The 22,412-nt window shown below is 54.8% G+C and carries 28 protein-coding genes; 9 read left to right on the forward strand and 19 right to left on the reverse strand.

The features are described from left to right. Positions 1 to 46 precede the first annotated feature (46 nt). A complete protein-coding gene (locus INR77_RS04660) occupies positions 47 to 2,362 on the reverse strand; it encodes a type IV secretion system DNA-binding domain-containing protein (RefSeq protein ID WP_223072770.1) in 2,316 nt (771 codons plus the stop codon). Beyond that, on the reverse strand, positions 2,359 to 2,682 hold the full coding sequence (locus tag INR77_RS04665) for a hypothetical protein (RefSeq protein ID WP_223072771.1): 324 nt from the start codon (positions 2,680 to 2,682) through the stop codon (positions 2,359 to 2,361). Before INR77_RS04665 ends, INR77_RS04660 begins: the two co-directional genes overlap by 4 nt. A gap of 850 nt (positions 2,683 to 3,532) precedes the next feature. Between INR77_RS04665 and INR77_RS04670 the strand changes: the two genes are divergently transcribed. After that, a complete protein-coding gene (locus tag INR77_RS04670; protein WP_223072772.1) occupies positions 3,533 to 3,796 on the forward strand; it encodes a hypothetical protein in 264 nt (87 codons plus the stop codon). Positions 3,797 to 3,944: 148 nt separating this feature from the next. Here the strand turns inward: INR77_RS04670 and INR77_RS04675 are convergent, their stop codons facing one another. Then, entirely contained in the window at positions 3,945 to 4,673 is a 729-nt protein-coding gene (locus tag INR77_RS04675) for a helix-turn-helix transcriptional regulator (RefSeq protein ID WP_223072773.1), read from the reverse strand. 177 nt (positions 4,674 to 4,850) lie between these two features. On the opposite strand from INR77_RS04675, the gene INR77_RS04680 reads away from it, so the two are divergent. Continuing rightward, the gene (locus INR77_RS04680) at positions 4,851 to 5,258 is read left to right on the forward strand and encodes a hypothetical protein (protein WP_223072774.1); all 408 of its coding nucleotides are present in this window, start codon (positions 4,851 to 4,853) and stop codon (positions 5,256 to 5,258) included. A 500-nt stretch (positions 5,259 to 5,758) separates the two neighbouring features. Here INR77_RS04680 and INR77_RS04685 read toward each other — a convergent pair whose 3' ends face one another. Next, positions 5,759 to 5,980, reverse strand: a complete 222-nt coding sequence (locus tag INR77_RS04685; RefSeq protein WP_223072775.1) for a hypothetical protein — start codon at positions 5,978 to 5,980, stop codon at positions 5,759 to 5,761. Positions 5,981 to 6,322: 342 nt separating this feature from the next. On the opposite strand from INR77_RS04685, the gene INR77_RS04690 reads away from it, so the two are divergent. Then, complete coding sequence (locus INR77_RS04690; RefSeq protein WP_223072777.1) at positions 6,323 to 6,583, forward strand: DUF6437 family protein; 261 nt, start codon at positions 6,323 to 6,325, stop codon at positions 6,581 to 6,583. Between the two features lie 69 nt (positions 6,584 to 6,652). On the opposite strand, the gene INR77_RS04695 is transcribed toward INR77_RS04690, so the two are convergent. The 7 genes from INR77_RS04695 to INR77_RS04725 form a co-directional block, all read right to left on the reverse strand. Next, a complete protein-coding gene (locus INR77_RS04695; protein WP_223072778.1) occupies positions 6,653 to 7,051 on the reverse strand; it encodes a single-stranded DNA-binding protein in 399 nt (132 codons plus the stop codon). Positions 7,052 to 7,380: 329 nt separating this feature from the next. Then, on the reverse strand, positions 7,381 to 7,650 hold the full coding sequence (locus INR77_RS04700; RefSeq protein ID WP_223072780.1) for a hypothetical protein: 270 nt from the start codon (positions 7,648 to 7,650) through the stop codon (positions 7,381 to 7,383). Between the two features lie 209 nt (positions 7,651 to 7,859). Continuing rightward, on the reverse strand, positions 7,860 to 8,804 hold the full coding sequence (locus tag INR77_RS04705) for a DUF2493 domain-containing protein (protein WP_223072781.1): 945 nt from the start codon (positions 8,802 to 8,804) through the stop codon (positions 7,860 to 7,862). Positions 8,805 to 9,081: 277 nt separating this feature from the next. Continuing rightward, positions 9,082 to 9,810 (reverse strand): RES family NAD+ phosphorylase, encoded by a 729-nt coding sequence (locus INR77_RS04710; protein WP_223072782.1) that lies wholly within the window; start codon positions 9,808 to 9,810, stop codon positions 9,082 to 9,084. Continuing rightward, a complete protein-coding gene (locus INR77_RS04715) occupies positions 9,782 to 10,159 on the reverse strand; it encodes an MbcA/ParS/Xre antitoxin family protein (RefSeq protein WP_223072784.1) in 378 nt (125 codons plus the stop codon). Before INR77_RS04715 ends, INR77_RS04710 begins: the two co-directional genes overlap by 29 nt. Positions 10,160 to 10,199: 40 nt before the next feature. Further along, positions 10,200 to 10,628 (reverse strand): hypothetical protein, encoded by a 429-nt coding sequence (locus tag INR77_RS04720; RefSeq protein ID WP_223072785.1) that lies wholly within the window; start codon positions 10,626 to 10,628, stop codon positions 10,200 to 10,202. 11 nt (positions 10,629 to 10,639) lie between these two features. After that, complete coding sequence (locus INR77_RS04725) at positions 10,640 to 11,569, reverse strand: ArdC family protein (RefSeq protein ID WP_223072787.1); 930 nt, start codon at positions 11,567 to 11,569, stop codon at positions 10,640 to 10,642. A gap of 190 nt (positions 11,570 to 11,759) precedes the next feature. Here INR77_RS04725 and INR77_RS04730 point away from each other — a divergent pair, with 190 nt between their 5' ends. From INR77_RS04730 to INR77_RS04750, 6 genes are all read left to right on the forward strand, one after another. Further along, positions 11,760 to 12,407, forward strand: a complete 648-nt coding sequence (locus tag INR77_RS04730) for an AbiEi antitoxin N-terminal domain-containing protein (protein WP_223072788.1) — start codon at positions 11,760 to 11,762, stop codon at positions 12,405 to 12,407. After that, entirely contained in the window at positions 12,400 to 12,777 is a 378-nt protein-coding gene (locus INR77_RS04735) for a nucleotidyl transferase AbiEii/AbiGii toxin family protein (RefSeq protein WP_223072790.1), read from the forward strand. Before INR77_RS04730 ends, INR77_RS04735 begins: the two co-directional genes overlap by 8 nt. Further along, the gene (locus INR77_RS04740) at positions 12,753 to 13,253 is read left to right on the forward strand and encodes a nucleotidyl transferase AbiEii/AbiGii toxin family protein (RefSeq protein WP_223072792.1); all 501 of its coding nucleotides are present in this window, start codon (positions 12,753 to 12,755) and stop codon (positions 13,251 to 13,253) included. The genes INR77_RS04735 and INR77_RS04740 overlap by 25 nt, the downstream gene beginning before the upstream one ends. Positions 13,254 to 13,870: 617 nt before the next feature. Next, positions 13,871 to 13,999, forward strand: a complete 129-nt coding sequence (locus INR77_RS15860; protein WP_255573939.1) for a hypothetical protein — start codon at positions 13,871 to 13,873, stop codon at positions 13,997 to 13,999. An 86-nt stretch (positions 14,000 to 14,085) separates the two neighbouring features. Beyond that, positions 14,086 to 14,340 carry a type II toxin-antitoxin system RelE/ParE family toxin gene (locus tag INR77_RS15865; protein ID WP_255573940.1) on the forward strand — a complete coding sequence of 85 codons (255 nt, stop codon included), beginning with the start codon at positions 14,086 to 14,088 and terminating at the stop codon, positions 14,338 to 14,340. Between the two features lie 111 nt (positions 14,341 to 14,451). Further along, a complete protein-coding gene (locus tag INR77_RS04750; RefSeq protein ID WP_223072793.1) occupies positions 14,452 to 14,781 on the forward strand; it encodes a DNA-binding transcriptional regulator in 330 nt (109 codons plus the stop codon). 125 nt (positions 14,782 to 14,906) lie between these two features. On the opposite strand, the gene INR77_RS04755 is transcribed toward INR77_RS04750, so the two are convergent. The 8 genes from INR77_RS04755 to INR77_RS04790 form a co-directional block, all read right to left on the reverse strand. Further along, positions 14,907 to 15,806, reverse strand: a complete 900-nt coding sequence (locus tag INR77_RS04755) for a pirin family protein (protein ID WP_223072794.1) — start codon at positions 15,804 to 15,806, stop codon at positions 14,907 to 14,909. Between the two features lie 151 nt (positions 15,807 to 15,957). Beyond that, complete coding sequence (locus INR77_RS04760) at positions 15,958 to 16,677, reverse strand: CPBP family intramembrane glutamic endopeptidase (protein ID WP_223072795.1); 720 nt, start codon at positions 16,675 to 16,677, stop codon at positions 15,958 to 15,960. Positions 16,678 to 16,682: 5 nt separating this feature from the next. Continuing rightward, positions 16,683 to 17,960 (reverse strand): serine hydrolase, encoded by a 1,278-nt coding sequence (locus INR77_RS04765; RefSeq protein ID WP_223072796.1) that lies wholly within the window; start codon positions 17,958 to 17,960, stop codon positions 16,683 to 16,685. Position 17,961: 1 nt separating this feature from the next. After that, a complete protein-coding gene (locus INR77_RS04770; protein WP_223072797.1) occupies positions 17,962 to 18,954 on the reverse strand; it encodes a hypothetical protein in 993 nt (330 codons plus the stop codon). A 26-nt stretch (positions 18,955 to 18,980) separates the two neighbouring features. Then, complete coding sequence (locus tag INR77_RS04775) at positions 18,981 to 19,484, reverse strand: DUF1772 domain-containing protein (protein WP_223072798.1); 504 nt, start codon at positions 19,482 to 19,484, stop codon at positions 18,981 to 18,983. 77 nt (positions 19,485 to 19,561) lie between these two features. Beyond that, complete coding sequence (locus INR77_RS04780) at positions 19,562 to 20,407, reverse strand: NAD(P)H-binding protein (protein ID WP_223072799.1); 846 nt, start codon at positions 20,405 to 20,407, stop codon at positions 19,562 to 19,564. Between the two features lie 92 nt (positions 20,408 to 20,499). Continuing rightward, a complete protein-coding gene (locus INR77_RS04785; RefSeq protein WP_223072800.1) occupies positions 20,500 to 21,618 on the reverse strand; it encodes an AraC family transcriptional regulator in 1,119 nt (372 codons plus the stop codon). Continuing rightward, on the reverse strand, positions 21,563 to 22,273 hold the full coding sequence (locus INR77_RS04790) for a CPBP family intramembrane glutamic endopeptidase (protein ID WP_223072801.1): 711 nt from the start codon (positions 22,271 to 22,273) through the stop codon (positions 21,563 to 21,565). The genes INR77_RS04785 and INR77_RS04790 overlap by 56 nt, the downstream gene beginning before the upstream one ends. Between the last annotated feature and the right edge of the window lie 139 nt (positions 22,274 to 22,412).

Genomic DNA, 22,412 nt, shown 5'->3' on the forward strand with positions numbered 1-22,412 from the left:
AACCTCACTCAATTGGAGCCCCTCAATCCTCCCCAAATGCCGCGTTTCACATCTCTGCGTCGAAATCGCCGAGATCGTGATCGAATTCTTCACGCGCAGCGCCCCCTAGAAGCGCGCGCTGCTGCTCTTCTTGAAGCGCCTTGTCTGTTTTAGCTCGTTCATCGCCTTCGCGCTGCGCAGCGTCAGGATCAGGCCGATCGCTGCGAGGGGAGGCCTCTTTGAAAGCGTCTGCCTCACGCTTCTCGTCCTCTTGATCTTGCAAGGGGAGCTCGCCTTGCGGTCTTCCTTGAGCGGCTGCTTCCTTGCTCTGCAGCGGAGCCTCGGCGGCTTCTTTCAGCTTTGCTTTGTTGCGAGACGTAGAGCGCTTTCCCTTGCCATTCTTTGCTCTCTTACCGCGCACTCGAAGCTTGGCTTTGCGCTGCTTGGCTGGTTCATTCTTCTGATCTTTAGCTTCCTTCATCTTGCGCGGATCGCCCTCATCACTGCGGTCTGCAGCGCTTCCTTCAGAAGTCTCTTCATCGCGGTTCGAAGGGGCCGTCTTGGGCTTTGCTTTTGATCCTTCAGCGTCCTCGCGCGGAATGAATCCTTCGACCAGGCGCGGCCAATCTTGAGGCTGCAAAGAAACAGGTGCAGCCGGAAATCCATCCGGAAACTTGATAAAGCCCTCAAGGCTGGGAAGGCCCATAAACTCGTCAGGCAAGAGCAGCGGGACAACCTGTCGACGCGGGGTCAGGCTGACCGCATCGCGAGCATTGTTGTAGCCATAGCTATAGCCTTCTTCCATCTCGCGAACCTCACGGTGACCGATGATGTCTGAACACCATGTCGCGGTCTCGCGATCAGCGGTGGCAAGGATCAGCTTGGTCCTGGCAAGCGAGGACAAGGTCATCGCCATGTTCTCTCCATAAACCTCTTTGAGTTTGGCGAAAGTATGAACACCCGTGACGATTGCGCCGCCGAAGTTTCGCGCGGTCTGAAGACCCTTCTCAAGCGAAGGCAGACGATGAAGCGCGCCTAGCTCGTCGATCAAGAACCAGAGTTTGAGATCGCGCGTACGGCGTCCCGTCATCAGCGTGTTGATTGCTGTGTCGAGCCAAAGCGTCAGCAATTGCGAGAGCACGCTCATATCCACATAGCGCGCTGACAAGAACAAAAAGGAGCCTGGTTCACTATCGCCCTTGACCCATTGTCGAACCGAAAAGGCGTCGCCTGACTGCGGCAACATTTGCATCGCTTTGGCATTCACATTGAAGACCGCGCGCACCGATTCCGCCATACGAGCGGCAGCCGGCGTGCTGATCGGTCCGGCCATTGTATCTTCAACCAAGCGGTGCAGATCGGACAAATCTGCGTTCATCAATTCATCGGCAAGCGCGGTGTTGGTGCCGCGCCCGGCTTCCTTTAGCTTAATACAAGTTTCGACAAAGAGCGTGCGAGCGGCGAGAACCCAGAACTGTTCTGAGCCGCCGCCATCATGGGGCACAAGCGACTCTGCAGCTGCATGAAACTCCGCGCGCGATGTGCAATCGTCAAAGACGCTCCAGCTGGGGCAGCGCGCGTCCAATGGATTCAAAATGATATCGCGTTCAGGATCAAAGAAGCTCTCGATAAACGCACCGGTCAGATCAAAAATGACGGCGCGTTCACCCCTTTGCCTGACCTCGGAGAGAAGCTCGAAGAGGGCCACGGTCTTACCTGTACCCGTGGTGCCCACCAGCATGGTGTGGCTTTGCTCTTTGCGCCAGGGCCAGCTTACGCCTGCGAGATGCGCAGGAGTGTAAAATCCTGCCGAAGCGAGCGCGCTGCTACCTGCAAGCCGCCATTTCCAACCAATGTTATAACCGTATTCGCGTGCGCGCTCGCTCCGATTGTAATCGTCGATTTCGCTTTCCAGTTCCGCCAGACTGGCAAGCGATGCGCCGCGCACATGCTTCCTTTGTTTCGAGCGCCAACCGAAGTGCTCAGCCACCCACCAGAAGGCGATGAAGGCGGGAACTAGCACCCAAGAGGATGTGAAAAACGCAGCCTTCACAGCTCCCTCAAAAGCAGTCATCGCCTCCTTCATCGGCGGGTAGTGTGTGACGACGCCCATCGGGAACGCGACCAGGCTTCCATCGGCCAAAGTAAGGTTCACAAGTTTGCCGGGATCGAACTCCATAAAGGCATAGAAGGAGGAGTAGACATGCATCCAAACGAGGTAGGTTTGATGTTCGGTAAGGCTGCTTGTTACCTCCCAATAGACCAGCCCTAGAATGACCAGCACGGTGATGATGAGCGGGCCTTTGAGCCCGGCTGCAAACATAAAGCCGAAGTGCCCAAGCAGCTGGCTTCCGCGAGTGAAGTTGACGAGATTATGCTTCATCGCTGCCCCCTTTGCGGGCGCGGCGCAACGAGCCCCAAACGCTCCAAGCGACGCTGGTAGGCGGCGACCGTCTGCTCACGTAAATCGGGCACAGCATGGTGCGTGAGCAGCGCATCCAACGCGACGGTAATGAAGATATTCTGGCGCACCGGATCACTCGCCGGGGTCTTTAGATCAGTCTCGGTATCGCGCTGCCACGCATCGAAGATGCAATCGCCAATGACGATGCTTGTACTGACCCGACGTTTCTCAGCCTGCGACCTAATCCACTCGGCGATGAGAGGTGTAACGTAGGTTTGAAGACGAATGTCTCTATGCATGAATCCAAGTTCCTTTTTTCAAAAGGACCTGGTTCACCCTGCGGAAGGCGAGAGCCACTCTAAGTCGGGACCAAGGGTGTAGGAAAGCGCAATTTTTCCGAAGCTTTTCAGCTATCTATCGAAATTCAACACGAATCAACTCACCAAAACCTTCGACCGAGTTGCTCCTCACTCAAAAGTTCCGCTTTGAGGATTGAGAGCATAACCCACTGCAATTTCGATGCTTTCAAGATCTTTTCATGCAGCACCCGCTGCGTACGGTGTGCCGATCAGTTTCCAGTTGCGGGTCAGGTTCCAGACATCAAAGAGTAATGTTCAAGGCATCGAATTGGAGAGCCAACTTTCTGAGCGCGAGCAACAACCAAACCTGCAGGTAAACTCGCGATTAGTACCAGTTTGCTTGTCGCTGCCAAGGGGCTTGCTGCCGAGCGAAAAGGCTCTGGATAAGTGTGCAATCGCTGCTCCAAAGAGGACAGAACGCGCAGAGGAATTCAACCGATGTTGTGCGATGTCAAACGATGCGTCCTCGCACCTGGCCAGACATCAGTTTCGTTCCGGGCTTACATTCAAGCGGCAACAAAGGGAGCGGGCGCTCAACAACATATCGCGACTTTCTGAGCTGCAAAACAAAGCTTGAAGCTCGCTCTTTCGGAGGCATTCGTTGTGATGATTGTACCCCTTCGGTTTCGGATAACCGATCTGCGCTTTCGAGTGTGATTGAGAGGCACAGATCACGCCAACAACGCAAGGATGCCGGGCTGTGATTTATGCTGCTTCAGTCGCGTTACACAGATGTGCCAAAAGCAAATCCTCCGGCTGCGATTTAAAACGTAGCTATCGAGCATCTCCTATGTACAATAACCTCATGACGACAGCTTCTCGACGTACCGTTCTCATCAGGGCCGAAGAGCTACGCGCTCTTGGACCGGAGCAAACAAAGATAGGCGAGACTGATCTTGATGAGCTCGCTCGCATCGCTTTGCTCGTATTCCTTAGCGCAAAGACCAGCCTGGAAGAGATGAGTGAAAGCGAGCTCGACATCATCTTTGACGAACTTCTTAGCGAAGAAGACCGGGCCGTCGTCGAGAGAGTTGCGATAGCCATTCCTGACTGATTGCAAGCAGGGATAGAGGGTTTGCGACCGCCTGATATTTAAGGCTGTGGTCGCGCTCCTTGCGGACCCAGCTTCGGCTCGGTCCTGATCGTGTGGCGATGTTCATCAGCCCGCTTTGCTTATGCTATTTTTGGGACAGTAGCTGCCTTTATGTGGGCTTCACGAGACCTCGTGTCACTCCCGCTACAGCAGCGGTGACTCGGTCGTTGACCCCCATCTTTTCATAAATGCGACGCGCATAAGTATCGACCGACGCTGCGCTGATACTGAGGATGGTGGATATCTCGCTTTTGGTTTTGCCCCTCGCAATCCAGGTTAGAACTTCGTTTTCCCGCGCAGATAATTCGACATCAGCTTCGTGTTTGCCAAAATGGCGCACGATACGGTTATGGTATGCTGCCGCGGCGGCCTCGAGAGCCCTCATTGTGTCTCTATTTTCGCGAGAGAACTTTTTCTCGAACCCGAAAGCGATGACCCCGTCGATATCGTATGGACCAAAGACTGGGATCATATACTGGTCATAGACACCCAGCTTATTGGCCTTGGTCATTATTTCGTCTGTGAGCTCTGGCTCGGCTCTGGCAAAAATGGGCAAGACTTCTGAGAGAATTATCGGCTTTCCCATATCGATTATGTAGTCATGACAACGGGCCATGACTTCTGCGTGGTGCGCAGGGACTTCCTGACGCGCTGTCACTTTGCCGGTTTCGAAATGAAGATAGGGAAGGGTGGAACCAAAATCCGAGAACCTATGCGCATAATAGTAGATGATGGAAACAGCGCCGTTTGATCGCGCTTCGGTCAGAAGCCTGCGCGTGAGTGAGATTGCTCCTTCTTTCCGTTTTGGCTGTGAACGCGCCGCAGAAGGATCAGACAAATGACTTTTACTTGCCTTCGGCAAAGTGAGTTCCTTCTGATAGCAATCAATGGATGATGCCCAACCAATGATGAACGTGCGCGTGGCTAGGTAGTTCCACTGGTCACGCAGTCGCGGGACATGACATAGCTGCCGCGCTTTAAGTAATACCTCCTAAGGACCGTTAGGAGTAACTTAATGCGCCAGTTCAAACATTCGCAAACTGCCGAAACGCGTTTTCGAAACGATCCGGTTGTCGACGATCTTCGCACGTTCAGACAGTCTGCCGGTGCCATTGCATTCGCTCTCGAAATGCCTGGCTCGCTCAAACCGGAAGTTTCGCTTTTGCTTGAATTGTTCGAAGCCGAAAAAATGGGAAAACGGCTCACTGTTTCGATGCTCGGTCTCATTGATGGCATTCCTCCGACAACGACATTGAGATATATAGATCTCCTTGAGAATTGCGGTGCACTTGCCCGGATACCTCATGAAACAGACAATCGAATGCGCTATGTTGAGCTCTTACCAGAAGCCCGTAAAGCGATAGAAGAGGCCATTGCCTCTTTGCGCCCAAACAGGCCGACATCTGATAAACAAACCAAATGATCTGATGTGCTTAAATCATACCAGACTGTTTCTTGTCACGCATTCGATAGGAAGGTTCTGACGAGTGTGTGCACCACCAAGCGCGAAGGATCCGGACGCCCTCAATACGGGTGATAGCCTCTATCCCAAAGCGCGCTGGCAAGGTCCATCAGGGAAGCGACGGTAAGGGCAAGGTCATATATCTCTTGCGAGTGTGAATGCCTGTCTTTCGCCAAATCCCACGAACCAAAACGCACCTCTGATAAGCTGACAGCAAAGAAGCGCGTGGGAGGCAAGGAAGCGGGGGCTGTCGCTTCCGCAGCCTCGCGCCGCTTCGACCTGTTGGCGTGCAGAAGTGCCTGCGGCGCCCAGGCTGGAGATACCGCGCCCGCAGGAGCATCGCGAAAAGCGATGCGGGACCGAGCGCGTCCTCGAGAGCCGCTCTTCTTTCCTCGCCAAGTCAGGCAATACGATTATAAGAATGGGCAGGAGCCGATAATGGCTCCTGCCCCAGGCAGGGCCTAAAACTCATCAAGCATAGCCCCGTGAATAGTGTGCACCACGCGTGCCATTACGTGATCTGGGAGCGCGTTGTAGTCGCCTTCATCCAAAGCAATATATCCAAGCTCGTCATCAGCGATAATATGCTGATCGAAAAAGCTATGAAGCGCGCGCTGCTCGGCGAGTTTCAACGCTTCAAAGTAGCTGTTCGAGTTCGTCTGAGCAAATGCAAATCCAGTCATGATAACCTCCTGATGTTGTGTCTGTGAAACGACAGGAGGAAGGCGGATGGGTGTTTGGCTTGCGGGTCACAGGATCGCTCGACGAGCGACCGCTTGGCGGCGGTAGGGGTAACGATTTTGTAAGAACGAAGCGAAAGCGAAGGGAGTACAAAATGGTGGGTCCCTGCCGTCCTTGAGCAGCAAGCGAGGCACCCATCACCCTCAAGAGTTTCGTGAGCCATCCTTTACCAATTTTAGCCAAAGTGTCCCTTTTCGCGGCTCGATTGCGCTTTCCTACAGGCACCTTCTGAGTGCAGTAGGTCTAATGGGAGGTGCAGATGAGGGGGTGAAGGAAAAACTCCAATGCCATCCAAACGAAACGCTATTGCTGCTTTGAAGAAGCTCGAAACCGAGCGGCTTGCTTTGGACAAACGCAAGCGAGAACTTGAAGAAAAAGCGTCTCTTGAACTGGGCCGTGCCATCCTTGGGACAGGGATTGAGACGTTCTCGAAAAAGGGGCTCGTCAAAATCGCAACCGAGCTTGGCAAGCTGGGTGAAGAGGACGCGATAGCGCGCCTGGTTGATAAATCAGGCTCCGCATCTCTCAGCCCTCAACGCCCATAGAACCAGAGAACAAAAAAGGGGCCCTGTCCAGCTTGGACAGGGCCCTCCTGATGGGGCTGATAATCGAGGTCAGTCGATTTCTGGCGCATCCGTGTTGTCGTCGTTTTCGCTTGAACCGCTGCCAGCGGAAAGAAAGTCAACCTTGTCTGCGAGGATCTCGGTGCCGTAGCGCGTGACCCCATCTTTATCGTCCCATTGGGTGTAATGGATGCGGCCCTGAACGCTGACCATTTGGCCTTTGGAGCAATATTGCTCGACCGTTTTGGCAAGTCCGTTGAAGCAGGTCACGCGGTGGAATTCGCTTTCCTTTGCGGTGTAGCCATTTTCATCTTTGTAGGTCTTGCCGTCCCTGTCGCGTGCAGGGCGATCGGTGACGAGAGTAATGCCGGTGACATTGGTGCCACCTTTGGTTTCACGAGCCTCAGGATTGCGGGCGAGACGGCCGGTGAGGATTGCGATATTGGTCATAATGAAATTTCCTTTGGGTTGCTTGAGCCGAAGACCATCTTGCGGCTTGCGAACCAACCAAAGAAGCAGGGCATGGGAGGACTGCACCGCAGGAGCGAAGCTCCAAGGGAAACCTGTTCATGACGGGTGGAGCGGGCAGGCGTGCCCCAGTGATTGCAGCAAACACGGGAACCGGTTTTGCGTTAAGCAATCGCAAAGGGGGGTGCGCCAACACGGCCGTCGCAGGAACGGGTTGCTGTACTCAGCTGACCTGATTTAAGGGATGTTCGCGCAAGAAAGCCGCTGTGGTTTTGGCCATCGCACCAAAGGTAGTCTGACCTGACTGATCGCTACTCACTGTTTTCGCCAGATGGCGCGGCAAGAAGGACCATAAAGTTGCGCGCTGCTTCCCGATCTTCTTCGTCCTCGAACGCCACATCAAGCTCAGGCGCTGAACCCAGCATATGCAGAAGCGCCCAGAGGGCAAAGCGTTTGCCGCGATCCTTTGTCAGGCCAAAATCGACACGACAATGCTCGATGCCAGCTGTCAAAGCATCAGCAGATATTGATGAGATGTCCGAAGTGGCAAAATAGCGCTCAAGAAGATCATCAAGCAGCATAGAGACAAGTCTTTAGACCAGTGAATAGGGCGAAGCACTTTATATCAAGACAAGCGCATCGTGTGTCTGAGCAAAAGGCCCACAAGCAAAGTGCAGGGCGTATCCCCAGATAAGCTGGCGGTTTTGCAAGGAGTTCCTCGACTTCAGCGTCATTGTTTAGCGCTTGATTGGTCTTGTTGTTTAGTGCGTGAAGTAAAAATAGGCAAGCATCATTCGCTTTGCCGTCTGAGGCAAGTGCCCAAGGGGCCGCGGCGGTCGACTATCGTGATACGCTGCCTCCTGGCTTCGACGACGAGCCGTTCGGTTACACCATTGCCAGGAAATGCAACGACATAACGAGGCTGAAGCGCAAGCATCTGTTCATTGCGTTTAAATCCTGCGCGCGCTCCCAACCGGCGATCGAGCGAGAAGGTAAGTTGCTGAACCTCGTGGCGCTCGGCCCATGAGGCGGCCAGGCGATCAGCGCCTTTGGTATCTCCGCCGTGGACAAGATAAAGGTCAGGAACGACGTTTCTCACTTTGTCGAGGGTTGCCCAGATATTGGCTGCATAGGTTTTGGCCTCAGTGTCGCTGGCAAAGCGATTGCGTCCACCTGCAAACACCACAGGCGTGCCTTCTGGTGAATGCGCTGACATCCTGCGCTCTCGGCGCGCTCGCAAGAAATCCCGCCCATCAATAACGGCCGATGTAAGTGTTCTGGAATGCATCGCTCGCGATCCTGCGACAGGCTTCCATGATGACCCGGTTTCATCGCGGTAGAGGCATGCGGCGATTTCACGCATTTGCTCAAACGCCTGCATGCTTGCATCAGCCGATTGCGCACGAAGCACCTGTTCTTCGAGCTTGGAAGAGTGAACCTCCGATCCATCTGCGCAAGTAATCAGCGCCCGGATTTCATCAGTTGCGCGGTCTAGCTGTGATGACTTGCGGCTGGCCGCGCGATGAAACAAATTCACAAAGCCCCAGGCCAAATCTTCCGCATCAGCTTCAAGCGCCGTATCTGCAAACAGAGCAAATAGATCGGACCAAACGGCTTCGAGGACCTGCTGCAAAGCAGTCTCAGCTGGAAAATCGGTATCGTTGAAGGGGGCGGGCGCTATGCTGAAACCTGATGGGTCCAGTCCGGCCAGTTGAGATGCAAGATTGTCGTACATGGGATTGTTCTCCTGAGATGAGGCGCCAAGCCTCACAGAAGATTTTTCCGCGAAAGGCCTGTTCGCCGTGCCCCAGGAGGATCCGGGATAGGGCATCATCGCACCGCGTCAGCGGGAAACCTCGCAAGGCAAGGCTGGAGCGGGCCACACGGGCCGCAGCCTTGCGCAGGTTGCGATGATGCCTGACCGGTCCAAGGGCACGAAGGACCAGCGAACAGGCCTTAGGCGTGAAGAAGCATGAGGGTGCAAACAGGTCAGGAGGCGTGCAGCAAGACGATCAGGTCAGTCTCGATAGGCCGAACTGATCAGGTGTAAAACTGAGCACTTCGCCATGAGGAAAGGCAGCAATAGCGGTTAGCCGGTCACCTTCATGCCGCAAATGCCAATTTCTGCCGTGATCAGGCTCAGCCTTGGTAAAGCAGGACGGGTCAAGAAGAGCGAGATTGATGCCTTCCGGATCACGCGCTGAGCGTGCGCGGATAGCCTGACCTTTTGCCTGACGGACAGAGGCAGCAAGCTCCTGACAGTGTGAGTAATTGTTCGGTTCGAGCCAGAGTTCGGCGTCCCGAACGAGCGGTGGTCTGGTCGTGTCGGCCAGTCGCGTCAAAGAAACGGGGATAGAGAAACTGAGATGCTCGCTTGTTCGATTGCCCGGCACAAAACCGGGCGACCGACTAAAGAAGCATAGCCGCCAATAGGCAGTTTCGGCGATGGCAGTGCCTTCCGCTTCGCTGGCATAGAAGATCCCAGGACGCTCATTGGCGCGGCGGAACCGACTGGCGACTTTGTGCCCATACCGAAAGGGCGAAGCGAGCAGATAGTGAAGACCATGTGCTAACTTAGGCAAGTCAGGCTTGACATCATCGGCCAATTCTTCGAGCCGCTGCTGCTCGGCAAGATCAGAGGTCAGGCGATTGGTGGATATGCGATGCTGCGCTTCGACGACCCGCCAGACAGTGCGACGATAACGCCGAAACTCAGACGCGAGCTCTGTGGGCGTCCACATAGTCGCAAACTGTCATGAGACCTTTGAAGCTGTCGACCATATCGATCGGGCGCGCATCAAGATCGAGATTGGCAGTGCTTAGCCAAGCGCGGGCTGACATATCATCGCTTCCCAGCAGAGCATCAAGCGAGCGGAACAGACGCAAAAGGAACTGAGCAGCTTCAAAAGACTTACTCGCAGGATCAAGCTGGGCCTTGCCAGAGCGAAGGCGGGACGCGGTGGATTCCGAAACACCAAGGATTGCGCCAAGCTTGGGGTTGGTAAGCGCCCAAAACTCGGCAATCCGCGCAACCGCAGAGGTCAGCACCTTGCCGTCGTCAGCTTGCAGTTGGAGAGGCTTGGTCGCCATCAGCTTATCCTTTCAATTGCAAGATATACACAAATTCCTGTCAAATGCAAGATGAGGTGCGTTCGTAGATCGCTTCTCCATTCGAGAAACGCCCTACCAATTTGAGCTCGCCGAACAGCTTTTCGAACCTTGGCCCGACCTGTGTGATCCACCGTTCAGCCAGCGAGACTTGCGGCTGGTCGCAGTCTGCTTCCCAAAACCGGCTGTCATCCCTTCTGGCCAGCCAGATGGCTGCAAGGCCGCAATAGGTCGAGATACCGCAATCGGCGAAGGCATTGCGCAGTAGGATGCGATCTTCCCGTCCACGCCATCCGTCATACGGCTCCAGTGAGGGAAAGGCATCTCGTGCAGAATGAAGAATGTCCTCAACCAAACACTCATAGGTCCATTGCAGATCATCCTCACCGTCACGATCGAGCATGCGAAAGGCTACCACAGCGCCGGCTGGATGGCTTACAGAGCGTCCCATAATGACCTCCTTTAGGCCGCGTCGGCTAGATCGGCATTGGATGCTTCGGCATCAGCCTCATAGCCGCCCAACGAGAGCAGGAGACTGGCTGCTTCTTCGGCTTTGGCGGCTGCTGTCAGGATGGCGCGCTCATCTTCCTTGAGGATTTTGAGCCAGGACGCGATGTAGCTCGCGTGATGGTCAAGGTGGGTCACCGGCAAGCCAAGCTCAGCGCCCAGGATGGCGGAAGACAATTCGGCGATCAGTTCTTCAGCGGCATAGGCATGGCTCCCAAACCGGTTCTTGAGATCGCGATCGAGTCTCGAGAAATGCCCAGTCCAATGTGAAAGCTCATGCGCAAGCGTCGCGTAGTAGTGATGATAGGCATCAAAGAGCTCGGTCGACGGCATGGTCACGCGATCAAGCGATGGCTCATAGTAAGCCTGTGCCCCCTGATGTCTGAGATTGGCGCCTACACCGGCGAAGAAACGATCAAGGCGTTCCTCTCTGCCTTCCGGTTCCGCTGCTGTGACAGGTGGTTGCGGGTGATAGAGTTCGGGAAGTCCGTCGCATTGATCGGCATTGAAAATTGAATAGGATTTGAGCACCCGCCTGTTCTCGGATGTTTCTTCGCCATCGGCGGTTTCGACCTCCTTGGTGTAGCTCTTGTAGAAGATGGCGATGGTCGATTTCTCGCCTTTGCGCACCTGACCGCCAAGCTTCTGACATTGGCGATAGGTCATCCAATAGGGCGATGCGAAACCAGCGCTGTCTGCCACCATCCAAAGCCAAAATGTGTTCATGCCTCGATATGGTGTGCCACAAAAACGCAAAGGGCGCGAAATAGGCAAGCCGTACCAGGGTTGAACCCAAGGCTTTGTACCTTCTTCGAGTTTTTCGATGATTGCAGCGGTGATGCGCTGAGCGGGCGACACAGATGTCGCCTTGCGTGCTTTGGTCATGGGAGGTCTCCTGATGACCGAGACGACACTGTCCCGGTTCAATCAGAGAAAGTCCTCTCTCCTCTGCGCCGTGCGATTGAGGACTTGATGCAGAGGATGAATTGCGATCAGATCTGGGGAGCGAAATGTTTGCGCTTTGAATTTGCCTCTAGCATTTGCACCACTCTTTCGTTACAAAACCTCCAACTAAATGAATTTTAGTTATAGGTTTTTGAACGAAATGGTCGAGGCGATCAACCAACGAGAAAAGCTAAGAACTCTCGTTAAAGCGGGCACAATTCTGCGAGCACAGGATCTCCGCGAGCAAGGTATTGCAGGGACGACAATCCGGCGCGCGCTCAACGATGGGGAGCTGCTCCGTATCGGTCGGGGTCTCTATCAAAATCCAGATGCGGATATCGATAGTGATCTCACTATCGCAGAGATCTCTACGCGTATCCCGAAAGGCGTGATTGCTATGGTTTCAGCGCTCGCTTGGCATGGTCTGACCGATCAGATGCCGCGTAAGACTTGGGTAGCAATCGGCACAAATGACTGGAAACCGGTAGAAGGCTCTCCGCCGGTGCGCATTGTGCGCTTCGCTGACAAATACCTCACCCAAGGCATTGAGCATCACACTATCTGCGGTATAGATGTGCCTATCTATTCAGTACCAAAGACCCTTGCCGACCTTTTTCGCAACGGCAAACTGGTTGATCGTTCAGTCGCGGTTGAAGGGCTGCGCGCAGCAGTCGAACAGCGAAAGGCAACGCCCTCTGCGATTGCAGAAGCTGCACGCAAGGGTGGAGCTTGGCGCATCATGAGACCATATCTTGAGGCGCTGACATTCAATGGCTGATGGCCCGAGAAACATGGCCGCCTCGGTCAAAGCTCGACTTCTCGCAATGTCGGGCGAAGAAGGGCGCGCATTCGACCTGCTTCTGGTTCGTTACGCTCTGGAGCGCTTGCTCTTTCGTTTGTCGGTTTCTCCGCATCGCGGAAACTACATGCTGAAAGGCGGGATGCTCGTGACCCAATGGCTTGAGCATGGCAACCGCGAAACACGCGACATCGACTTTCTCGGCTTTGGCGCTAATGACGAAGAAGCGATCAAAGCGATCTTTGCAGAAATTATGACTACAGAGACTGGTGATGGCCTTGTCTTTGACATCGAAACCTGGTGGCAAGCACGATCCGCGATGAAATGGAGTATGGCGGCATCCGCCTGAAAACCTCTGCTTATCTAGAACGCACTCGCGTTCCGGTGACGCTTGATATTGGGTTTGGAGATGCACTCGCCGATGCCACACAGACAATTGATTATCCCTCACTGCTTGCAATGGAGCAGCCAAAAATCCGGAGCTATCCACCCGAAACGGTGATCGCAGAGAAGTTCCAAGCAATCGTCGCTTTGGGTTTGGCAAATGGCCGGATGAAAGACTTTTACGATTTGTGGTCCATACCGAAATCTCTCAAGATAGAGCGGCAAGCGCTTGATGCCGCGATCGCCGCAACATTTGAGCGCCGAGACACTCCAGTACCAATCGAGCGTCCGGTCGGCCTTTCAGCAGAGATGGCGGAAGATGATGCGGCCAAGCAGCGATGGAAGGCATTTATCGCCTCGCTTGATCTGCCGCTCATTGAACTAAAACAGGTGATTGATGAGATATGGACAACGCTTCAACCGAGTTGCACAAAACTATGACAGGTTGACCCGTAACTCAGGAAGGTTCGCTCTCAATGGAACGGACCTCCCTGGTGATTAAGCTCCAAGATGTTCAGGCGTTTTAGGTAGCCTGCTCGGATACCTGCTCAAAACCGCCATTATTTTCAGGCTGTTCATTCACGTACTCAGACTCGCAAGTGTTTTTGGGAAAGCGCATGATTTCTGGCACCCATGATTCAGCTTTCGCTTTCACTTTTGCCTCACCAATGAAACTGCCATTGAAGATACGCTCAGCAGCACTCGACAATTCCGTCTTCGGCTATGAATGAGTCTGGATCCTAACTGCTTGCCGCAAGAATGGGATACTCTTGCTCGAATGGCGCGATGTCAAAGGTAATCGCCTGCTTCTTCGTGACAGCAAGACAGGTCTCCGAACAGTTTGGCTTGTGTCGGCAGCAAGGACTGTGATTGCAGCTTTGACGCGCACAAACAAGATACCCCAGCTGTTTTGGAACTATAATCTCAGAACGCCCTTGAGCGATGTCACATTTTATTGGAATGCGGTCGACGAGAAAATAGGTCTCACTGATGCGCGACTACACGATTTGCGTTACACGTTCGCAAGCCACGCGGCGATAAACAAAGAAACTCTGCCGATGAACGGTAAGCTGCTTGTCCGTGCAGATGTTCGCACGACCCCTCGTTATGCTCATCTTGACGACGGACGTGTCATCGAGGCAGCGCAGCGGGTAGGCGATCTTATCGAACAGAGCATGAGTGGCTGATATCCATTTATCGGTAACACTAAGTATGATAGTGGGCCGTTGCTGCAAGACAGAAATCGCGCATTCGCATTTACGCCAACCGCTGGTTGGTTAAGTTTGCGGCAAAGGAAAAGAGCAGCGATGCCACGCTTGCTGATGCCGTGCATCGGGCCGAAACCGGCCTGATCGATGCCGACCTTGGCAACGGCCTTATCAAGCAGCGCATCGCACGCCAGGGTGGAGGCAGGTCGGGCGGTTATCGCTCGATCCTGATTTTCCGCTCAGGCGAGCGGGCCATATTCGTGTTTGCCTTCGCCAAGAACGACAAGCCTGTCCTGAGCTTGTCGAAGGGGCGAACCTGAGTGCGGCGGAACTGAAGGTCTATCGCAAGGCTGCCAGCATCATGCTGGAGCCGGGCGATGACCAGATCAAACCGGAAGTTGAAGCAGGCCGATTGGTCGAGGTGAAAGACGATGAGCGAGGCTAAGGCAAAGACCTACAAAAGCGAGGCAATGGCTGCCGTCCACGAAATGATGGAAGGCTTGTCCGACGCGGGGAACATCGACAAGCGCACCATGCGCGAGTTCGATGAAGCCTGCCTTGCGCCTGCGCCAGTTCTGACCCCGGATGAGATCAAGGCTATACGCGAGGCAGAGCATGTCTCGCAGCCGGTGTTCGCGCGCTATCTCAATGTGTCGAAGAACCTCGTTTCCGACTGGGAACGCGGAGCGAAGAAGCCGGGAGGTCCAGCCTTGCGACTCCTTTCGATCATCCAGCGCAACGGACTCGATGCAGTGGCGTAGCGTTGGCTCAATAGGGCAAAGTCTGCTTATTCCAATTCAAGTCGAGAAGCGGACATTCCGCTTCCGACCCAATTTCGGACTTCTCATAGTGTCGGCCGCCGGAAAATTTTTTGCCAACCTATCGATTAGTCGTCCAGCCGCCCCAAACGCCCAGATCGATAGGCCGCTTCGACTTCTGCAATCTCGGCCTGAGTGCTCATCACGAATGGCCCGCGCTGAACGAAGCTTTCCGCGTTGGGTTCGCCCGTCACGATGACGACATGGCTATCGACAGACGCTCGGACAGTCAGTTCCTCGGCCTTTCGCGACGCCTTGATCGCCAAAGCATGTCCCTCAGTGATCGTGACACGATCATTCTCAACAACAGTTTCACAGCGTCCACGCACTGTGTAGATCCATTGCGAGTGACCTTGGGCAACATTGTGCTCAATGTGACTGCCCGCATCGATCTTCACGTCGAGGATCGTCATCGGCAACGCCGGGGAGCTGGCACCTCGGATCCCCTTGCTTTCGCCGAGGACAAGACGGACCTTTGCCCCCTGGCTTTCGATCACTGGCATATCGCTAGCTTTGACATGCAGTGCCTGCGGTGCGTCATGCTTCATGCGAGTGGGTAGATTTACAAACATTTGCAGGCCGTGAGCGGTAGCACCAGAAACCGGCTTTTCGTCATGGACGGCTCCGCTGCCAGCCTTAAGCCAGTAAAGATCGCCTGGCATGAGATCGATGTCGTTGCCAAGCGAATCCCGGTTATTGAAGGCGCCTTTGCTGTCCTCGAACAGGACGGTGACCGCTGACATTCCCGCATGGGGATGCACGCCGAATGTTGGCTCGGTCATGGTGTAGTGATCGACCATCACCAGCGGGTCCATCAGACCTCCAAACATGGCGTGCTTGAAACTGAGCGCTTTAAAACCGGACCGGATTGAAAGGGGCTTGCCTGCAATTGGGGCGAGAGTGGAATCCGGCACGTGCTGGTTATGATCGACAGTTGGCTTAATTGCGGTTGTTGCTTGGCGTTGCATTCTCAGTTCTCCGTTCGACTTAGTGCCTAAAGAGTAGGCTCGCCGAGAGCGGGGCGCTTGCCGGACCCCGCCAGACTTTTGGCATCTCGCGCCAATTGAGCGTTTGAAGAGCGCAGCGGAACCCTTGGGGTTCTCGGAGCGAACAGCGCGTTTAGTCCTCTATGCCGAGATACCTGAACGTCTGGCCCAAGGTATTGAACGTGCCATGTGCCAAGATCAGCGGCATGATATTACGCTTTCCAAACCACAGATAGAACACGCCAAAGGCAAACCCTCCTGCACCGGTGACAAGTGCGCCATGCCAACCTTGATAATAGGCGTGACGGTAGCCGAAGAAGGCAGACGAAATAAGCAGGGCGATAATGTCCCCACGCAGACCGCCACCCAGACTTTCACTTGCGTTGCTTATGATAAAAGCTCGAAACAAAAGCTCTTCGAAGAATGATCCATGCGTCCACACCAAGAACATGATCAGAGCGTAGGCGACCAAATCGCCCTTAATGTGAGAGAAGCGATCGCTTGTTCCGATGTCTTCAAAGAACTGGTCAGCCAACAGGACCATAAGCTGTGTGCAGACTATGAAGAAGGCCATGGTCAATACGGTTAGGCCAAGCGTCTTGCTCCAGCTTTCGGGCCAGCGAAAGCCAAGATCGCCCCAGCTACGCCCTCGACGCCGAAGCAGTATTGTGGCCAAAATCATGGCGCTGAGCGTTGACGCAGGCCCCGCGTAGAGTTGGGTGATGGGAAGCAATGATTGTTTGACGGCAACCATCATCGCCACGACCAGTGCCAAGTCGCGAAAGGCGATGAGTCGCTCTTTGGTCTGCCGTCGATACACGTTTTCATCGGGACCTTCTTGACTCTGTGACACGGGGGCTACCCTTCCTTTTGGCGCGGTGAGACACGGCGTTTACGAAGCCACAGGCTCAAGCCCGCGCCAGTCAGGATGATGAGCACTCCACCAGCAAACGCCGCAAGCGCTGTCGGCAGCCGCGACGCGAATGTCAGGCTATCTACGTTACCGGTTTTCCAGAACACCCATTCGCCAGCCAATTCGGTCGCAAGCATCGGATTGCCGGTCGAGAGAACGACAATTCCATCTCCCCTAGCCGGGTCCAGCCGCGCGGCTGTGTTGATGGCAGGTTCGTTGCTGCCGTCATGGCCAATGATATGTCCACCCGCATTGTTGGACGCGTAGAGCATCGTGCCAAGTCCCCATATTTCTGCACCCATTTCAGAGGCGTGAGGCTGATTCAGGAGGTTCATGGTCGAGGATGAGAGAACCGGGTTCGCCCCGTCCGAAGCCTGCGCCATCAGAAACTTGCCGAGGTCTTCAGATGTGGTGAACAAGGACGTGGCGGCCAATGCTGTATACCAACGGAATGGCTCGGCTGTGCCGTCGGGTCTGAAATTCTCTGCCAGCCCAAGCTCCAGCGCTCTGGCATGATCAAACGTCGTTCTCTCCATACCCAGAGGGACAAAGACCTTGTCATCCATGTATTCAGCGAACGACTTACCAGAGACCTCTTCGATCAGGAGTTGAAGCAAGGTGTAGCCGCCTCCCGAGTAAGCGAAGCCTGAGCCAGGCTCGCTACCAAGAAGAGTTCTCCCATCATTGCCGGGAGATGCATCCACAGCCTTAGTCAGCGAAGCCTCTAGAGATTGGCGATCCTGCGCTGCATCGAACCCGTCATAACCAAGACCGTCGCTAAGACCGGCTGTGTGGCTCAGCAAACGCCTCACTGTAACGCCTGATGCATCAAAATCCGAAGCCGGGAGTGTCCAGCGCGAGAGATAGTCCGAGACCGGCGCATCGAGGTCAAGCTGTCCCTCTTCGAACAGGGCCATGACACCCCAAGCCGTCAGCCATTTGCCGAGCGAGGCTACCTGGAAGACTGACTGAGCGTCGACCGCATCACCGTTGGACAGGTGAAATTTGGAGGCGGTCTCGCCACCCTCAATCAAGACAAAGCTTACATTGCCGATGTTTTTGTCCTCGGCGATGGATTGCGCGGCCCGTGCAAATTCGATGGCATCTCCACTTTCGGCGAGCGCAGAATCTCCCCAGCCTTGATCGAGGCCTGCGAAGACGGCAGCGCCCCACAACGTGCAACAACCAATGGCTGCGCCAATATGCATTAGAGTGGTCCGCATCTCACTGCCCTCCAAATTCGTTAGGGTCCGATAGGCCGGAGGCTTGCAGAACAGTCATTGGATCAATTCCTTGGACAAGTTCCTCGATGGCCTTTCGTTTGTCCGGCGCGTGATCGACATATGCCAAGGCCATCTGGCGGCCGATCCAGTATCCAAGATCGCTGCGCCAATCCTCTGCGACCCGGTTGTGGTTGAAGAACCAGCGGCCAAGGGCTGAGCGCGCTTCGGGAGAGAAAGTGGCCAATGTTTCGCCGCGCGCGACGCTTGCACGAAGCACTTGCCGGTCCGCATGAAACTGCCGGAAAAGCGCATCCTTACGAGCCATGGCCCAAGCATCACGTTCGACATCGGGAACGCGTCCCAAGACCAAGGCCGCGATCATGTCTGCAACGCCTTCATGCAATGACAGGATAAGCAGAGGTTCGTTCCCCAACGTGGTCTCGTCTAACGGCGGCTGGAGGGAATGAACCGGTTCATGCGCGAAGAAATATCTGAGTGCACTTCTAAACTCTGCCTCCGTTGGGCTTGCAGCGCACAAAGTTTCAAGCCCGATCACTTGAACGTTTGGCGAAGCGATTCCGGCAGAAGTTCCAGCCCCGATGACGACCTCGACACGAGGCAAGGTTTCATCGGGAAATAGTCCCGATAGTGCCAGATATGTCGCCCTTAAGTCAGGCTCCATACTCTTCGCGATGGGCAGACACCTTTGAATGGCGTCACGATAAGTGGCCGGAGACCTTGTGATAGCATCGGAGAGAGCCTCAGCTGTTCCAGAGCGAGTGGTCTGCATGAGGGCAAGACCCTCTCCTGCTTGAGACAGGTAATTGGCTTCGATCTGCTCTCGGTTGGGCTGCTCCTCAGTCTCGAGAAACAAGGCCGCAAACCGGTCTGCATCGCTGGTGTCGATGACTGCTTCCAATGGGTCTTGTGCGGCGAGCGGAGAAGCCAATGCCACAACCGCGGCAGCGGCAAGAAGGGGGAGCTTGATCTGCATAATGTCCTCCAGCGCCTTGGATGGCGTCAAACCTGGCTGCTGGTGATCAGGGTGATCGCAGCGATGATATAGAGCCCGGAAGTCAGAATGCTGCCGAAGGACCGTGCATGATTGAGCAGTGTCCATGTCCGGGTGTACTTCTCCCAGTAGATTCGGGCATCGAGACTGTCGTGATCGAGGCGAGCAAGCGCGTCGTTCATCGGAACATTGCCCAACATCGTCACCAGAAAGACGCTGGCCAGAAAAACCAGGGACGCCAGGATAAGCGTCACGAGCGCCGCACCTTCGAACACAAACAGACTGTAGACCGCAAAGATGGCCGAGAAGGCGGCGATCGAGAGGATGCCGGCGACAAACTGAGTTTTGATCACGTCACGATTGATATTCTGCATCGCCTCGATGCCGCCAGCTGGCTCAGTCTTTTTGAGGGCCGACATGATGAATTCCGAGAATGCCGAGAAATTGCCTCCGACAATCGCGCTCCAAAGCGCTAGGAAGAGGGTGAAATATAGGGGCCAGTCATAGGTCAAGGTTTGGGTGTCCTTTCATTGGTTTTTTCGGAAGGTCTCGTCCGGCAGTTCGACCGGGTTGCCTCCGAACAGCCAGATCAGGCCGCTGTTGCCCACACTCCGGTTGCGGCAACGTCGCGGGCGTAATCGGCAAAGTCTTTGGGTGAGCGGCCAAGCGCACGCTCAACCCCGTCTGTCAGGTGCGCATTGCGACCATCGAGGACCGTCGAGAACAGATAGTCGAGCATCCAGATAACGTCTTTGGGGGCGCCAGATTTGGTGAGCTCTTCGACAAAAGCGTCATGCGGCACATCGACGAAGGTAATTTCCCGCCCCGTCGCAGCAGAGAGGTCTGCTGCTATATCAGCCATGGTCATCAGCCTTGGGCCTGTGACTTCGTAAATCTCGCCATCGTGTCCGTCTTCGCTGAGCGCAGCGACCGCGACATCGGCGATGTCATCGACATCTACAAATGGTTCTGGCGTGTGGCCAGCCGGAAGAGTGATCGCTCCGCCAAGCACCATGTCGATAAAGGCACCTTCGGAGAAATTCTGGCTGAACCAGCTCGCGCGGACAACGGTCCACTCAAGGCCGCCTTGCGCCACAATCTGCTCGCAGTCCTGAGCTTCCTGTTCGCCACGGCCCGATAACAGAACGAGGCGCTTGACGCCGTTCAACTTGGCGCGCCGGACCAAAGCGCTGATCGCATCTTTTGCCCCTGGCATGGCCAGGTCTGGCGAGTAGGTGATGTAGATGTTCGAGACGCCATCAATCGCTGCATCCCAGCTCGCTTCGTTGTCCCAGTCGAACGAGGTAATGGAAGAACGAGAGCCAATGCGGACTTCGTGGCCCTTTTTGATCAGGCGGTCTGCAACTCTCTTTCCGGTCTTGCCGGTCCCACCAATTACCAAAGTGATCGGTGCATTGTCGGTTTGAGTAGCCATGTGCTTGTTCCTTTTGGTTGGAGACAAGCATTGGGTAGGTGAGAGGCTTCAGCGTCTCTTGCCCAAGGGCGACAAGGTTTGTGCAAATGACGTCAGCCGTCTTTTGGCGACGCCAAACGATAAGAGCGGGGCGTTTCGCCCGCCCAACGCTTGAAAGCTCGAGTAAAGCCGCTTTGTTCGGCAAAACCGGTGAGAAAGGCTATCTCTGCAAGGCTATAATTTGTCTCACGAAGCAGTTGTTGGGAGAGCTCTCTGCGCGCCTGATCCACGAGGCTTTGAAAGGACTTTTCCTGATCTGAGAGCCTTCGTTGCAAGGTGCGCGCGCTCATTCCAAGCGATCCTGCGACGGTTGAAAGGGTTGGCACACCTTCGCTCAGCATTTTAGCGACCACCATGCGCACTCGCTTATCAAGGCTTTCTGGCTCTGCATGCTTTGCAAGCTCTGCTTCGAGATGTTGGTCAAAGAACTGGGCAATGGTCTCATCACCAAGCTTGTTGGGCACAACAAGGCTTTCATCGCTAACAAGCAATGCGTCGCGTCCAGAGTTAAAATGAACTGGGCAGTTAAAGTGCTTCTCATAGACGGCGGGGTCACCGCGCGCGCCATGCTTGAAGAAGACACCGAGCTGCTGAAAGGGCTGAGAAGCAACTTCTTGGCATATGGTCATTACCGAGGACATGCTGGCCTCGTTTGAAAGAAGCATACCTGGCCCAGCATTGCCTGCCTTATCCAGGCTGAAGAACCAGCCATCCTTGCCTTGCTCAAGGCTATAGGTTTCTGCGTTGCCGAGCACGTGGCCGTAGCGCGCCGATCTCACAAACGATCCGCGCAAGTTCGGTGCAGATTTCCATGCAAGGCCAAAAGCACCGTACTCATCACTCTTCATCGTGGCGCCAATGCGAAGAGGCAAAGTCAATCCGTCAGGATCGCGCTGCGCCAAGGTTGCAAAGAAATCATAGAACTGATCGGCTGCAACCATCAGCTTGGGGTCTATTGTTCCATCGGTCGGGACGCCCATGCTCTCCAGCAGGTCTCGTGTCTCAACGCCTCCACCAACATGGGAGAGAACCTTGTGAACGTAGAGAGATGTGATCTCGCTCATTGCATGCCCCACTGATTGGGGGCAACCTACCAACTGCGCCAGTGACCGCAAGTTAGGCTTCCAGCTGAAGGTAGACCACCGTGAAAGTAAGAGTGTTGGCGGCTCCATGAGCAATCATGAGAGGCCAGATATTGCGCTTATACAGGATATAGAGAACGCCCAGAGTCACCGCTATGCCGCCGGTAGTGACGAGCCCGCGCAGCCCCAAATAGTAGACATGGCCAAGGCCGAAGATCAGGGCGGGTATCAGCACACTGAGCGCGCTCGCCCAGGTCGAGTTACCCAATGCCTCGCGCAGCTTCCCGATCATGAAACCTCGAAAGTACAATTCTTCAGCGGGACCGGCGAACCAAACTATCGACAACCAGAAAATGTAGAGCCGCGTATTGCCTGCAACATCACCAAAGCGATCTTGAGCTCTGGAATTGTCGGGCTTCATGAAGTCCAATCCAAGCGCTTCACCAGCGAGGCTAAGAGCGGAGGCGGTCGCCAGGATCGCAAAGAGCGCAAGTAATGTCTGGAACGGCAGCAGGACAAAGCCTCTTCTCGACTTGATCTTGACAAGGCCAATCCATGCCCAGCTTTCTCCCATCGATCTCAGATAGAAGAGGATAACTGACAACATAATCCCGAGCGAGACCGGTCCGCTGTAACGCCAGATGAACTGGTCGAGAACAATCTTCAGCAGATAACCAAGCGCAACAATCGCGCAGAAATCGATGAGGGGCCGAAAGCGTGATTGGGTGTTGAATAGAGCAGTCATTCAACTGAGCTAGGCTCAATTTGCCCTAGGCTCTTGCCGCACTCCGCCAGAGTTTTGCCCATCCACGCCAAGCGGGCGCGAGCAGGGACTTATTTGTGGAGCGCGAACTGGTTTCAACCGAAGTCGAGCATCTTGATCG

The organism is Erythrobacter sp. SCSIO 43205 (genome assembly GCF_019904235.1).
Taxonomy (GTDB): Bacteria; Pseudomonadota; Alphaproteobacteria; order Sphingomonadales; family Sphingomonadaceae; genus Erythrobacter.

Coding starts and splice junctions, on each gene's coding strand:
- INR77_RS04660 (WP_223072770.1), bottom strand. CDS start 2,362: ATGAAGCATAATCTCGTCAACTTCACTCGCGGAAGCCAGCTGCTTGGG.
- INR77_RS04665 (WP_223072771.1), bottom strand. CDS start 2,682: ATGCATAGAGACATTCGTCTTCAAACCTACGTTACACCTCTCATCGCC.
- INR77_RS04670 (WP_223072772.1), top strand. CDS start 3,533: ATGTACAATAACCTCATGACGACAGCTTCTCGACGTACCGTTCTCATC.
- INR77_RS04680 (WP_223072774.1), top strand. CDS start 4,851: ATGCGCCAGTTCAAACATTCGCAAACTGCCGAAACGCGTTTTCGAAAC.
- INR77_RS04685 (WP_223072775.1), bottom strand. CDS start 5,980: ATGACTGGATTTGCATTTGCTCAGACGAACTCGAACAGCTACTTTGAA.
- INR77_RS04690 (WP_223072777.1), top strand. CDS start 6,323: ATGCCATCCAAACGAAACGCTATTGCTGCTTTGAAGAAGCTCGAAACC.
- INR77_RS04695 (WP_223072778.1), bottom strand. CDS start 7,051: ATGACCAATATCGCAATCCTCACCGGCCGTCTCGCCCGCAATCCTGAG.
- INR77_RS04700 (WP_223072780.1), bottom strand. CDS start 7,650: ATGCTGCTTGATGATCTTCTTGAGCGCTATTTTGCCACTTCGGACATC.
- INR77_RS04705 (WP_223072781.1), bottom strand. CDS start 8,804: ATGTACGACAATCTTGCATCTCAACTGGCCGGACTGGACCCATCAGGT.
- INR77_RS04710 (WP_223072782.1), bottom strand. CDS start 9,810: ATGTGGACGCCCACAGAGCTCGCGTCTGAGTTTCGGCGTTATCGTCGC.
- INR77_RS04715 (WP_223072784.1), bottom strand. CDS start 10,159: ATGGCGACCAAGCCTCTCCAACTGCAAGCTGACGACGGCAAGGTGCTG.
- INR77_RS04720 (WP_223072785.1), bottom strand. CDS start 10,628: ATGGGACGCTCTGTAAGCCATCCAGCCGGCGCTGTGGTAGCCTTTCGC.
- INR77_RS04725 (WP_223072787.1), bottom strand. CDS start 11,569: ATGACCAAAGCACGCAAGGCGACATCTGTGTCGCCCGCTCAGCGCATC.
- INR77_RS04730 (WP_223072788.1), top strand. CDS start 11,760: ATGAATTTTAGTTATAGGTTTTTGAACGAAATGGTCGAGGCGATCAAC.
- INR77_RS04735 (WP_223072790.1), top strand. CDS start 12,400: ATGGCTGATGGCCCGAGAAACATGGCCGCCTCGGTCAAAGCTCGACTT.
- INR77_RS04740 (WP_223072792.1), top strand. CDS start 12,753: ATGGAGTATGGCGGCATCCGCCTGAAAACCTCTGCTTATCTAGAACGC.
- INR77_RS15860 (WP_255573939.1), top strand. CDS start 13,871: ATGAACGGTAAGCTGCTTGTCCGTGCAGATGTTCGCACGACCCCTCGT.
- INR77_RS04750 (WP_223072793.1), top strand. CDS start 14,452: ATGAGCGAGGCTAAGGCAAAGACCTACAAAAGCGAGGCAATGGCTGCC.
- INR77_RS04755 (WP_223072794.1), bottom strand. CDS start 15,806: ATGCAACGCCAAGCAACAACCGCAATTAAGCCAACTGTCGATCATAAC.
- INR77_RS04765 (WP_223072796.1), bottom strand. CDS start 17,960: ATGCGGACCACTCTAATGCATATTGGCGCAGCCATTGGTTGTTGCACG.
- INR77_RS04770 (WP_223072797.1), bottom strand. CDS start 18,954: ATGCAGATCAAGCTCCCCCTTCTTGCCGCTGCCGCGGTTGTGGCATTG.
- INR77_RS04780 (WP_223072799.1), bottom strand. CDS start 20,407: ATGGCTACTCAAACCGACAATGCACCGATCACTTTGGTAATTGGTGGG.
- INR77_RS04785 (WP_223072800.1), bottom strand. CDS start 21,618: ATGGAGCCGCCAACACTCTTACTTTCACGGTGGTCTACCTTCAGCTGG.
- INR77_RS04790 (WP_223072801.1), bottom strand. CDS start 22,273: ATGACTGCTCTATTCAACACCCAATCACGCTTTCGGCCCCTCATCGAT.